This window comes from Streptomyces sp. NPDC034103 (assembly GCF_055575395.1).
The window spans coordinates 15,122-27,596 of sequence record NZ_JBVISS010000005.1 but is presented as its reverse complement, the minus strand read 5'-3'; the positions used below and the strand labels follow the sequence as shown (position 1 = coordinate 27,596).

At 71.2% G+C, this 12,475-nt stretch carries 10 protein-coding genes and 1 pseudogene; 7 read left to right on the top strand and 4 right to left on the bottom strand.

All coding sequences use genetic code 11. The annotated features are described in order from the left end of the window. The first annotated feature begins 38 nt into the window (after positions 1-38). A complete protein-coding gene (locus ACZ56U_RS11900) occupies positions 39-965 on the top strand; it encodes a proline dehydrogenase family protein (protein ID WP_469083903.1) in 927 nt (308 codons plus the stop codon). Between the two features lie 38 nt (positions 966-1,003). After that, positions 1,004-2,635 carry an L-glutamate gamma-semialdehyde dehydrogenase gene (pruA, locus tag ACZ56U_RS11895; protein WP_469083902.1) on the top strand — a complete coding sequence of 544 codons (1,632 nt, stop codon included), beginning with the start codon at positions 1,004-1,006 and terminating at the stop codon, positions 2,633-2,635. A gap of 54 nt (positions 2,636-2,689) precedes the next feature. Here pruA and ACZ56U_RS11890 read toward each other — a convergent pair whose 3' ends face one another. Together ACZ56U_RS11890 and ACZ56U_RS11885 are read right to left on the bottom strand one after the other, a co-directional pair. Then, the gene (locus ACZ56U_RS11890) at positions 2,690-3,553 is read right to left on the bottom strand and encodes an alpha/beta fold hydrolase (protein ID WP_469083901.1); all 864 of its coding nucleotides are present in this window, start codon (positions 3,551-3,553) and stop codon (positions 2,690-2,692) included. Positions 3,554-3,641: 88 nt separating this feature from the next. Next, on the bottom strand, positions 3,642-4,631 hold the full coding sequence (locus ACZ56U_RS11885) for an NADP-dependent oxidoreductase (RefSeq protein WP_469083900.1): 990 nt from the start codon (positions 4,629-4,631) through the stop codon (positions 3,642-3,644). Positions 4,632-4,737: 106 nt separating this feature from the next. Between ACZ56U_RS11885 and ACZ56U_RS11880 the strand changes: the two genes are divergently transcribed. Both ACZ56U_RS11880 and ACZ56U_RS11875 read left to right on the top strand, forming a co-directional pair. Further along, positions 4,738-5,634, top strand: coding sequence for a LysR family transcriptional regulator (locus tag ACZ56U_RS11880; protein WP_469083899.1), 897 nt, complete (start codon positions 4,738-4,740; stop codon positions 5,632-5,634). Positions 5,635-5,855: 221 nt separating this feature from the next. Continuing rightward, positions 5,856-5,987, top strand: coding sequence for a hypothetical protein (locus tag ACZ56U_RS11875; protein WP_391232560.1), 132 nt, complete (start codon positions 5,856-5,858; stop codon positions 5,985-5,987). Positions 5,988-6,085: 98 nt separating this feature from the next. Here the strand turns inward: ACZ56U_RS11875 and ACZ56U_RS11870 are convergent, their stop codons facing one another. After that, positions 6,086-7,642, bottom strand: coding sequence for a purple acid phosphatase family protein (locus ACZ56U_RS11870; RefSeq protein WP_469083898.1), 1,557 nt, complete (start codon positions 7,640-7,642; stop codon positions 6,086-6,088). A gap of 142 nt (positions 7,643-7,784) precedes the next feature. On the opposite strand from ACZ56U_RS11870, the gene ACZ56U_RS11865 reads away from it, so the two are divergent. Together ACZ56U_RS11865 and ACZ56U_RS11860 are read left to right on the top strand one after the other, a co-directional pair. Next, positions 7,785-8,828, top strand: coding sequence for a 3-isopropylmalate dehydrogenase (locus ACZ56U_RS11865; protein WP_469083897.1), 1,044 nt, complete (start codon positions 7,785-7,787; stop codon positions 8,826-8,828). A 254-nt stretch (positions 8,829-9,082) separates the two neighbouring features. Next, positions 9,083-10,171: a branched-chain amino acid aminotransferase gene (locus ACZ56U_RS11860; protein WP_469083896.1), complete on the top strand. Its 1,089-nt coding sequence runs from the start codon at positions 9,083-9,085 to the stop codon at positions 10,169-10,171. Between the two features lie 37 nt (positions 10,172-10,208). Here ACZ56U_RS11860 and ACZ56U_RS11855 read toward each other — a convergent pair whose 3' ends face one another. Continuing rightward, complete coding sequence (locus ACZ56U_RS11855) at positions 10,209-11,645, bottom strand: cytosine permease (protein ID WP_469083895.1); 1,437 nt, start codon at positions 11,643-11,645, stop codon at positions 10,209-10,211. A gap of 121 nt (positions 11,646-11,766) precedes the next feature. Between ACZ56U_RS11855 and ureA the strand changes: the two are divergent. After that, a pseudogene (gene ureA / locus ACZ56U_RS11850) lies at positions 11,767-12,438 on the top strand (urease subunit gamma); the annotation flags it as partial. Positions 12,439-12,475: the final 37 nt, after the last annotated feature.

Here is a 12,475-nt window from a genome sequence, read left to right as displayed (position 1 = left end):
TCACGGTGGTTCTATCTGCTGGTTTGTGGAGGTGCCCCGTGCTGGGTCCCGTGATTCTTGCCGCGTCGCGCAGCGACCGGATGCGACGTCTGATCTCGGCGGCCCCGGTGACCAGGCAGGTCGTCGACCGCTTCATCCCGGGCGAGACGGTCGACGACATCGTGCCGATCGTCAGGGACCTCACCGACCGGGGTCTGGAGCTGACGATGGACGTCGTCGGCGAGGACATCACCACCCCGGAGCAGGCCGAGGCCGCCCGCGACGCCTACCTGGAGCTCATCGAGCGGCTGGGTGAGCTGGAGCTGGGCACCCGCGCCGAGATGTCCGTCAAGCTGTCGATGTTCGGCCAGGCGCTGCCCGGCGGCCACGAGCTGGCCCTCGCGAACGTCCGCCCGGTCGTCGAGGCCGCCGCCGCCATCGGCACGACCGTGACGCTGGACGCCGAGGACCACACCACCCTCGACTCGATGTTCGCCATCCACGAGGAACTGCGGAAGGACTTCCCGCAGACCGGCTGTGTCATCCAGGCCTACCTCTTCCGCACCGAGGCCGACGCCCGACGCCTCGCCGACGCCGGCAGCCGGGTGCGGCTGGTGAAGGGCGCCTACAAGGAGCCCGCCGAGGTCGCCTACCAGCAGAAGCACGAGATCGACAAGGCGTACGTCCGTGTCCTGCGCACGCTCATGGAGGGCACCGGGTACCCGATGATCGGCTCCCACGACCCGCGTCTGATCTCCATCGCGCAGGAACTCGCCCGCAAGGCCGGGCGCAAGCTCGACGAGTACGAGTTCCAGATGCTGTACGGCATCCGCGGCGACGAGCATCTGCGGCTCGCCGCCGAGGGCCACCGCATGCGCGTCTACACCGCCTACGGCACCGACTGGTACGGCTACTTCATGCGCCGCCTCGCGGAGAAGCCGGCGAACCTGCTCTTCTTCGTCCGCTCGACCCTCACCAAGGGCTGACCCGAACACCCGCTCACGTACAAGGAGTTACGGATCCCATGGACGCTGTGACCCAGGTCCCCACCCCCGTCAACGAGCCGGTGCACGGCTACGCCCCCGGCTCGCCCGAGCGCGCCCGTCTCGAGATCAAGCTGAAGGAGCTGGCCGAGAACCCGATCGACCTGCCGATGACCATCGGCGGCGAGAAGCGGATGGGCGGCGGTGAGGCCTTCCAGGTCGTGCAGCCGCACAACCACAAGGCGGTGCTGGGCACGTACCGCAACGCCACGCAGGCGGACGCCCAGGACGCCATCGACGCGGCCCTCGCCGCCGCGCCCGCCTGGCGTGCGATGTCCTTCGACGACCGGGCCGCGATCATCCTGCGCGCCGCCGAACTCCTCGCCGGCCCCTGGCGCGAGACGCTGGCCGCCTCCACCATGCTCGGCCAGTCCAAGACCGCCCAGCAGGCCGAGATCGACACCCCCTGCGAACTCGTCGACTTCTGGCGCTTCAACGTCAAATACGCCCGCGACCTGCTCGCCGAGCAGCCCCCGGCGAACTCGCCGGGCGTCTGGAACCGCCTCGACCACCGCCCGCTCGAGGGCTTCGTCTACGCGATCACGCCGTTCAACTTCACGGCGATCGCGGGCAACCTGCCGACCGCGCCCGCGCTGATGGGCAACGTCGTCGTCTGGAAGCCGTCCCCGACGCAGACCCACGCGGCCGTCCTGCTCATGCAGCTCCTGGAGGAGGCCGGCCTGCCCAAGGGCGTCATCAACCTCGTCACCGGCGACGGCATCGAGGTCTCCAAGGTCGCCCTGGAGCACCGGGACCTGGCGGGCATCCACTTCACCGGCTCGACCAAGACCTTCCAGTACCTGTGGAAGACGGTCGGCAACAACATCGAGAAGTACCGCTCCTACCCGCGTCTGGTCGGCGAGACCGGCGGCAAGGACTTCGTCGTCGCCCACCCGAGCGCGGACAAGGCGATCCTGAAGACCGCCCTGACCCGCGGCGCCTTCGAGTACCAGGGCCAGAAGTGCTCGGCGACCTCCCGGGCGTACATCCCCGCCTCCATCTGGAACTCCGGTTTCAAGGAGGAGTTCGCGGCCGAGGTCGACTACCTGACCATGGGTGACGTCACCGACCTGTCCAACTTCCTCGGCGCGGTCATCGACGAGCGCGCGTTCGCCAAGAACAAGGCGGCCATCGAGCGCGCCAAGGCGGACCCCACCTGCACGATCGTCGCGGGCGGCTCCTACGACGACTCGGTGGGCTGGTTCGTGCGCCCCACGGTCGTGGAGTGCAGCGACCCGGAGAACGAGGTCTTCACCACCGAGTACTTCGGCCCGTTCCTCGCCGTGCACGTCTACGAGGACGACACGTACGACGAGATGCTCACCCAGATGGAGTCCGTCTCCGACTACGCCCTGACCGGCTCGGTCATCGCCGGTGACCGCGCGGCGGCGGCGTACACGATGGAGAGGCTGCGGTACGCGGCCGGCAACTTCTACATCAACGACAAGTCCACCGGCGCCGTCGTCGGCCAGCAGCCCTTCGGCGGCGGCCGTGCCTCCGGCACCAACGACAAGGCGGGCGCCCCGCAGAACCTGATGCGCTGGACCCTGACCCGCGCCATCAAGGAGACGCTGGTCCCGCCGACCGACTACGCGTACCCGCACATGGGCTGACGGCAGGTCAGAGGCGGCGAGGGGCCGGGCGGTTCGCCCGGTCCCTCGCGGCGTTCAGGCTGTGGGCAGGTGCCGGTCGAGGAAGTCCCGCATGAGCGACGCGATCTGGCCGGCGTGGGTCTCCAGGGCGAAGTGGCCCGTGGGCAGGAGGTGGATCTCGGCCTTCGGCAGGTCGCGTTGGTACGCGAGGGCTCCGGCCGGGACGAAGATCTCGTCATGGGCGCCCCAGACGGCCAGCAGGGGGACCTGGCTCGTGCGGAAGTACTTGTGGAAGGCCGGGTAGAGGGCGAGATTCGAGCCGTAGTCGGAGATCAGGTCGAGCTGGATCTCCGACTGGCCGGGGCGGGCGAGGAGCGCCGCGTCGTGTTCGTACGCGACCGGGTCGACGAGGTGCCTCAGGTCCTCCGGAACGCCGTGCAGGTACTGCCACTTGATGCCGTCGAGCGTGTAGATCTCACGCACCGGCGCCTCGGTCTCCGGCGTGCGCTCGGCGATGAGCGAGAGGACGGGCGCCCATGCCTCCTGCCCCAGCCCCTCCTCGTAGGCGTTGCCGTTCTGCGTGATGATCGCCGTCACGCGCTCGGGGTGGGCGAGGGCGAGCCGCAGACCGATCGGGGCGCCGTAGTCCTGGATGTAGAGGGCGTACTCCGTCAGGCCCAGCTGCTCGGTGAACTCGTCCGTGAGGGCGGCCAGTTCGGCGAAGGTGTACGGGAACTCCGTGGCCGCCGGGGTCGCCGAGGCACCGAAGCCCAGGTGGTCGGGGGCGATCAGGTGGTAGCGGTCGGCGAGCAGGGGGACCAGGTCGCGAAACATGTGCGAGCTGGTCGGGAAGCCGTGCAGGAGCAGGAGGGTGGGGGCGTCGGCGGGGCCGGCTTCGACGTAGTGGATGCGGTGGCCTCGGACCGTGGTGGTGGGCACGACTCTGACTCCTAACCACTGAAAGTGGAGTTGGCGGTTAAGTCAGTGCAACATGTGTCGGCCTAACTGGTCAAGAGGATTTCGACGGTTAGGCCCGTACCAGGATCTTCCCCGTGTTCCCGCCCCGCAGCATCGACAGGAACGCCTCCACGATCGACCCGAAACCGTCCACCACCGTCTCGTCCAGCGCGAGCGCGCCGCTCAGCAGATGCGGTACGGCGAAGTCGTACAGCTCGTCCTGGAGGTCGCGGTGGTCGCTGACCAGGAAGCCCTCGATGCGCAGGCGCTTCTCCACCACATCGGCGTGGTTGAAGACGACCGGGGGCGCGTCCGGGGTGTTGTACTGGCTCACCGTGCCGACGCGGACCACGCGGCCGTGGTTCCGGAGGGCGCCGACCGCCGCGGCCAGGTGGTCGCCGCCCACGTTGTCGACGGCGATGTCGACACCGGCCGGGGCGGCCGCGCCGAGCAGGTCGGACACCGGGCCCGCGTGGTAGTCGAACGCCGCGTCGTAGCCGACCCGTTCGGTCAGGTACCGCACCTTCTCCGCCGAGCCCGCGCTGCCGACCAGCCGGCCCGCGCCCAGCAGCCGGGCGAACCGGCCCGTGGCGGTGCCCACCCCGCCGGCCGCGGCCGAGACGAAGACGTCCTCGCCCTCCCGGAGGCGCGCGATCCGGGTGAGACCCACGTACGCCGTCAGTCCCGTGCCGCCCAGCACGCTCAGGTAGGCGGAGAGGGGCACCCCCTCGTACCGGGGCAGGCGTCTGACCTCCGGCGGGGTCACCAGGGAGTGGGTGCGCCAGCCCTGGCGGTGGAAGACGATCTCGCCCTCGGGCAGCCCCGGGTCCCGCGAGGCCACGATCCGGCCCAGCGCGCGGCCCTCCAGCGGGGCGTTCAACGCGAAGTCGCCGTCCATCATCTCGCGGTGGTAGGGGTCGACCGACCAGTAGAGGTTCTCCACCAGCGCGGTGCCGGGGGCGGGGGAGGGGAGCGGGGACTCGACGAAGGCGAAGTGGTCGGGGGAGGGGAAATCCGTCGGGCGGGCGGTCTGGTGCACGGTGAGCGCGGTGTCGGTCATGGACGGGACCGTACGGAGGAATGCCGAACGGCAGCAGAGGGTTGCGCTCATGGAACGGACGCATCCATGAGCTTTCGCTCATAGCAGCAGGTGGGGGACCCGAGGAATGAGCCTGACCGTCGATCTCGCGCCCCGGGAACTCCGTACCCTCGTCGCCGTCGCCGAGGAGGGCGGGTTCTCGGCCGCCGCCGGTCGGCTCGGCACCACGCAGTCCGCCGTCTCGCACGCCGTACGCGGCATCGAACGCAAGCTCGGGGTCGTGCTGTTCGAGCGCGGACGGCACGGCGCCCGGCCCACCCCGGCCGGAGCGCGGGCGGTCGCCCACGGCCGCCGGGTGCTGCGTCTGCTGGAGACGCTCGTCAGGGAGACCCGGGCCGCGCGGTCCCAGGAAGTCGCCGGACCGCTGCGGATCGCCGCCTTCCGCAGCGCCGCCCTGTACCTCCTCCCGCCCGTCCTCGAACGCCTCACCGCACGGCACCCGGCGATCGAGCCCACGGTCACCGTCGTCCGGGAGGTCGGGCCCGGCGCGGCCGGCGAGGTGGCCGAGGGGCGGGCCGACCTCGGGATCGCCACCTTCGGCACCAGCAACCCGATCCCGCCGGAACTCGTCGGGGACGTGCTCGTCGAGGAGCCGTACTCCCTGGTGCACCCCGCCGGTCACCCCGCCCCGCGCTCCCTGCCGCTGGTCGACTGGCGGGAGAACTGCTCCTCCTCCACCCGGACCTGGTGGGCGGCCCAGGACTGGATCCCCGCCGCCACCGTCCGCGCCGAGGACGACGGGGCGGTGCTCTCGATGGTGGGCAGCGGCCTCGGCATGGCGATCATGCCCGCGCTGTCCCTCGGCGGGGCGCCCGCCGGTCTGGAGATCACCGACCTCGGGCCGGACCGCCCCACCCGTCGCGTCGGCTATGTCACCACCCCCGAACTCGCGGCCGGCGCCGCCGTCCGGGCCCTGGTCCGTGAGCTGCGCGGTCATGCGAAAGCGCAGGTCAGCGGCGTGTGACCCAGTGCACTGTCTCAGATAGTAGGAAGTCCGAGTAATTGTGGAGACAGACCGGCCCGCCTCCCTTAGCTTTGTAGAAGCCGAACGTCTCGCTCCATCAAGCGAATGGCGGTCGTGAGCCGGGCCCCGTGCAGGCAACCCCTGCGGCACCGCTCCCCGCCCCCTTCCGGCGTCTCGCAATCCCCTTCTGCACTCCAGGAATTCGAAGGAGTCGATTCCCCATGGCCGAGACGACCGCCCGCCGACGAGTCCGTCACCTCTCCCGTACGAGCGAGTCCGACCGCAAGCAGGCCGCGGCCGCCCTCCAGCGCGCCCTCGACCGCCGCGACAACGGCGGCTCGACCGGCCACTGAGGCCGCACGCACCGGCCCGCACGCACAGCCCGCACGCACCAGCGCCTGACGCACCCACCCCTGTACCGGGAGCCGCGCCCGCGGGGTGCGGCGCGGACTCACCCTCCGCGCCGCACCTCGAAATGGTCGATCCGCTCGCCGTTCTGCGCCAGCGCCGACACCCTCAGCCGCGGCGTCCCACCGCTCACCGCCTCCACCCTGAGCAGGGAGAAGCCCCGGTAGCGCACCCGCGACCACTCCACGGTCTCGGCGTCCGCGGCCCGGGACCTCGTCCACCGGAAGGTGTCCACGGACTCGGCGTCGCGCACATGCCCCTCGTAGCTCTCCTGCACCCCCGCCGGGAAGCCGTACAGGTCCTTGCCGCCGCCACCCGCGGTGACGTACACGGTCCCGTCCCGCGTCGGGTCGGTGGATCCGCCGACCGGCACCCGCCTGCCGACCGTGCCGCCCTTGATGGCGTCGGTGCGCTCGTAGACGTGGTTGTGCCCGTTGATCACCAGGTCCACCTGGTGCTTGGCGAACAGCGGCAGCCACTCCTCGCGCACCCCGCCGTCCGAGGCGTGCGAGGAGGTCGAGTAGGCGCAGTGGTGGAAGAAGACCACCACGAAGTCCACCGCGCCCCGGAGTTCAGCGAGCTTGTCGTCCAGCCATGCCGTCTGCTTCCCGCCCGTGTAGCCGAGGTTGGCGGGGATCTCGTACGACACGTCGTTGGCGTCCAGCGCCACGAAGCCGACGTTGCCGTAGGTGAACGCGTACACGCCCGGCGCCGCGCGCGGGTCGAAGCCGCTGTCCGGGAGGGACCAGCGGGCGAGCTGACCGCCGTAGCCGTCGGGGGAGTACCAGGCCTCCATGTCGTGGTTGCCCGTCGTCACCATCCACGGCACCGAGCGCGCGACCTCCTCGTTCTGCTTCAGGAACAGGTCCCAGTAGCCCGGGTCGTAGCCGTCGGTCTTCTCGCCCCGGCCGTTGACGTTCGCGTAGCAGATGTCGCCCGCGTGGAGGTGGAAGGCCGGGTCCTGGCGCAGGATGACGTCGTCGCCCGCGGCCGCCGCCTTGCTGACGCCCTGGTCGCCGAAGGCCGTGAAGACGAACCTCTCGGCGCTCGCCGGAGCGGTGCGGAAGGACGCGATCGTCGAGCGATGCGCGGCGGCGGCCGGGTCGAGGCCGTCGTGGCCGACGCCGTAGTAGTACGTGGTGCCGGGGCGCAGGCCGTCCAGGGCGGCGTGCAGGTAGTACTGGTCGAGGGCCGCGCGGACGCCCGTGACGCCGGGGGTGTGCAGATCGCGGACCTCGGCCTCGATCCGGCGTCCCAGGTCGTCGGGGCGGGTGCCGATCCGGACGAACGGCCTGCGCACCGCGAGCGGGACCTGCCAGGAGATCCGCATCTGCGTCCTCGGGTCGGCGCCGAAGGCGAGGTGGCGGCCGAAGGGGGCGACGACCGAGCCGTGCACCTTGGCGGAGGGGGAGGCGGAGGCGCTCGTGCTCCGCGACGGGAAACCCTCGCCCGCGCAGCCGGTCAGCAGGCCGCCCGCCACCGCGCCGGCCGTCAGCAGGGTGCGGCGCCGGGTCAGCTTCGTGCGCAGATACTCGTACTGCTCGGCCATGCTCATCCGGCGTGCGAGCCGCGGCGGGATGCCGACGTCGGGAAGGTCCATGACGGTGAAGTTCCCAGCGCACCCCAACGCCCGCCATACGTACGGGTGAACGCCAGCCGAAGGGCTGACGCCCAGGTGTACGCGGCTGTCCGTATGGCGGACGTGTCGTGTCATCCCATGGGACGCGGAGTAGGGTGCCGACATGTCTCGCAGCATCAATCTCGCAGTGATTCCCGGTGACGGCATCGGCCAGGAGGTCGTGGCCGAAGGTCTGAAGGTCCTCTCCGCCGTCCTTCCGCAGGATGTGAAGCTGGAGACGAAGGAGTACGACTTCGGCGCCCAGCGCTACCACGCCACCGGTGAGACCCTCACCGACGCCGACGTGGACGCGCTGAAGCAGCACGACGCGATCCTCCTCGGTGCCATCGGCGACCCGTCGGTCCCCTCCGGCGTCCTGGAGCGCGGCTTCCTGCTCAAGCTCCGCTTCCTCTTCGACCACCACGTCAACCTGCGGCCGAGCAAGCTGCTGCCGGGTGTGGAGACTCCCCTCAAGGGCGAGCCCGCCATCGACTTCGTGGTGGTCCGCGAGGGCACCGAGGGCCCGTACACCGGCAACGGCGGCACCATCCGCAAGGGCACCCCGCACGAGGTCGCCACCGAGGTCTCCGTGAACACGGCCTTCGGTGTCGAGCGTGTCGTGCGCGACGCCTTCGCCCGCGCCCAGGCCCGCCCCCGCAAGAAGCTCACGCTGGTCCACAAGAACAACGTGCTGTCCTTCGCGGGCCACCTGTGGACGAACGTCTTCAACCAGGTGGCCGAGGAGTTCCCCGAGGTCACCACCGACTACATCCACGTCGACGCGGCGACCATCTACCTGGTCACCGACCCGGGCCGGTTCGACGTGATCGTCACCGACAACCTCTTCGGCGACATCATCACGGACCTCGCCGCGGCCGTCTCCGGCGGCATCGGCGTCGCGGCCTCCGGCAACATCAACCCCTCCGGAGAGTTCCCGTCGATGTTCGAGCCGGTCCACGGCTCGGCCCCGGACATCGCCGGCCAGGGCAAGGCCGACCCCACCGCCACGGTCCTGTCCGTCGCGCTGCTCCTGCGCCACCTCGGCTTCGAGGCCGAGGCCGCCCGGATCGACGAGGCGGTCTCCGCCGACCTCGCCGAGCGCTCCGGCAAGCCCGCCCGCAGCACGTCCGAGATCGGCGACGCGCTCGCCGTACGAGTAGCCGGCTGACCCGCCGCGCTCACGCACCACTGGAAGCCGCCGGGTCGCCACCGCACCCGGCGGCTTTCCTTATGTCCCCGCCGGGTGCCACCATCATCCCCTGGGTCGCATTCACGCTGTTTTCGTCCCCGGCCTCCGTAGCGAGATAATCGAACGCGGAGCCGCGGAATGAGGGAATGCTCGGACGTCCTAGCACTGGCACTGACAGTTAAAGGGCGTGGAGCGCGGCCCATCACTACACAACCGGTGAAGGACAACCACTCATGACGACGCCCACGATCGAGCTCAAGCCCTCAGCCTCGCCACTTTCCGACGCCGAGCGCGCCGCGATCCTGGCGAACCCCGGTTTCGGCCGCCACTTCACCGACCACATGGTCGTCATCAAGTGGACCGAGGGCCGCGGCTGGCACGACGGTCAGCTCGTGCCGTACGCCCCGCTCCAGCTCGACCCCGCGACGATGGTCCTGCACTACGCGCAGGAGATCTTCGAGGGCCTCAAGGCGTACCGCCAGCCCGACGGGACCGTCGCCACCTTCCGCCCCGAGAAGAACGCCGAGCGCTTCCAGCGCTCCGCCCACCGGCTCGGCATGCCCGAGCTGCCGGTCGAGACGTTCATCGAGGCCTGCGACGCGCTCGTCCGGCAGGACCAGGACTGGGTCCCGGCGCACGGCGGCGAGGAGTCTCTCTACCTGCGCCCGTTCATGATCGCCACCGAGGTCGGCCTGGGCGTCAAGCCGGCCAACGAGTACCTCTTCATCGTCATCGCCTCCCCGGCCGGCGCCTACTTCCCCGGTGGCGTCAAGCCGGTCTCCATCTGGCTCTCCGAGGACCGCGTCCGCGCCGTCCCCGGCGGCATGGGCGACGCGAAGACCGGCGGCAACTACGCCGCCTCCCTCCTCGCCCAGGCCGAGGCGGCCGCCAAGGGCTGCGACCAGGTCTGCTACCTCGACGCGGTCGAGCACCGGTGGATCGAGGAACTCGGCGGCATGAACCTGTACTTCGTGTACGGCGACAGGATCGTCACTCCCTCGCTGACCGGCTCGATCCTGGAGGGCGTGACACGCGACTCCCTCCTCCAGGTCGCCCGTGACCTCGGCTACGAGTCCGAGGAGGGCCGCGTCTCCATCGACCAGTGGCAGCGCGACGCCGAGAACGGCACCCTGACCGAGGTCTTCGCCTGCGGCACCGCCGCCGTGATCACCCCGGTCGGCACCGTCAAGCGCGCGAACGCCGAGTGGCGGCAGAGCGGCGGCGAGCCCGGCGAGGTCACCCTGAGGCTCCGCCAGGCCCTCCTGGACATCCAGCGCGGCACGGCCGAGGACAAGCACGGCTGGATGCACCAGCTGGGTTAGCCGGGCCGGCCGGGCCGGCTGGGCTGGTGCCGCGGCCCTAGTCGTCGGCCATCACCGTCAGGGCCGTCGCGGACTTCGTCTCCGTGGCGGCCCTCGCGCGTGCCGGTGCCAGCAGCAGGTACGTGACACCGCCGACCAGCCCCGACAGCAGGAAGCTGCAGTCCACCCCGCCGGTCCATGCCACCAGCGGTCCCTCGTAGGACGGCAGGGAGACCGCGAGGAGGCCGACCGTGGCGCCCACCGCCCAGGCCGCCGTGGCCGGGATGTTCCAGCCGCCGCTGAACCAGTAGACGCCGCCGCGCGCACGGCGGTTGAAGACCTGGAGGGCCTGCGCGTCGTAGACGCCACGGCAGCGGGCGAAGCCGATGAGGGTGATCACCGCCCAGGGCGTGCCGATGGCCGTGAGCAGCAGGACGAACGACGTCATCGCGGTCTGCGCGGTCGAGGCGTAGTGGCCCACGAACACGCAGGCCGTGGCGGCGACGGCGACCGCACAGGTGGCCTGGGCCCGGGACGCGCGCGGCAGGATCGCGTCCAGGTCGAGGCCCATGGAGTAGAGCATCAGCCCCGCGTTGCCGACCGAGCCCGCGGAGGCGGCCAGCAGCAGCGGGAGCAGGTACCAGGCGGGGGAGGCGTCCACCAGCGGGCCCGCGTAGTCGAGGGCCGCGCGCGCCGCGTACGCCGTGAAGGTGCCGAACAGCTGCGGCACCAGCAGACCGAGGAGCAGGCCGAGCCAGGTCGCGTGCAGCACCCGGCGCGGGGTGTGGCGGGCCGGGGAGATGTAGCGGGTGTAGTCGCCGAGCAGGGTGATGAAGGCGATCGGTCCGGACAGGCCCGCCGCCACCGTCGCCAGCAGCCACGTCGGCCAGAACCCGCCCAGCAGATAGCCGCCCGCCTCCGGCAGCGCCGCGGTCGTGAAGTGCGGGGCGTAGGCCACGACGCCGAGGACCAGCAGCGCGGTCATGCCGATGGCCAGCACCCGCGACATCGCCAGCAGCACCCGGTAGCCGTACACCGCGCCCGCCACCGTCGCCGCCGCGAGCAGCCCGTAGACGACGCCGTACGCCACGTCGTTCGCGGGCATCCCGACCAGCCGGCCCAGGACGCCGACCATCACGTCACCGCCGATCCACACGGTCAGCGTGGTGTAGCCGAGCGCCAGCAGCAGCCCGACCACCGAGCCGACCAGACGGCCGCGCACCCCGAACTGGGCGCCGGAGGACGTGGACAGGTTCGTCGCCGTGCGCAGGGAGATCAGCGCGAGCGGGGCCGTGAGCAGCGTCCCGACCACCGTGCCCGCCACGATCGAGGTCACCGAGGCCCACCAGTCGAGCCCGAAGGACGGCGGCAGCCAGCCGAAGACGATCACGCCCAGGCAGAGGTTCGAGCCCAGCAGGATCGAGACGAGGTCACGCGGCCCGCTGGTGCGTTCCTCGTCGGGGATGGTGTCGACTCCGCGCTGTTCCATCGGCATACCGGGGCTCCTTCGCTGACACTTAGAACGCCACTCAATGTGAGGGGCTCCGGCTGAGACGTCAAGGCTTTCTTCTTTGGGAAGTCTTGTTTAGAGTGACGCTCTAAAAGAAGGGATCGATATGCGGCTCACCCCCACCGAGCGCGACCGGCTGCTGCTCTTCGGAGCCGCCGAACTGGCCCGCGCCCGCCGCGCCCGGGGTCTGCGGCTCAACGTGCCGGAGGCCACCGCCCTCATCGCGGACACCGTGTGCGAGGCCGCCCGCGACGGGGCACGGCTCGCCGAGGCGGTCGAGCGGGCCCGCGCGGTCCTCAGCCCGGACGACGTGCTGCCCGGCGTCGCGGACGTCGTCACCGAGGTCCATGTCGAGGCCGTCTTCGACGACGGCTCGCGGCTGGCGGTCGTCAGCGAGCCGATCGGCGGCGGGCTGGGCGAGCAGGCGCCGGGGGCCCTGCTGCCGGGGCCTGCGCACGCCGAGCCCGAGGCGGTCGTGCGGCTGACGGTCACCAACACCGCGACCGTCCCGGTCTCCGTCACCTCCCACTTCCACTTCTTCGAGGCCAACCCCCGCCTCGACTTCGACCGCTCGGCCGCCTACGGCCTGCGGCTCGCCGTGCCCGCCGGGTCCTCCGTGCGCTTCGGCCCGGGGCAGTCGCTGGAGGTCGGCCTCGTGCCGATCGGCGGCGCCCGGGTCGCCATCGGCTTCGCCGGACTCGTCGACGGCCCCCTGGACGCCCCCGGCACCCGCGAGGAGGCCCTGCGCCGGGCTGCCGCCTGCGGCTACCTGGGCGTGCGGGACGGCCACCGCGCGGGCGTGCGGGACGGCGATC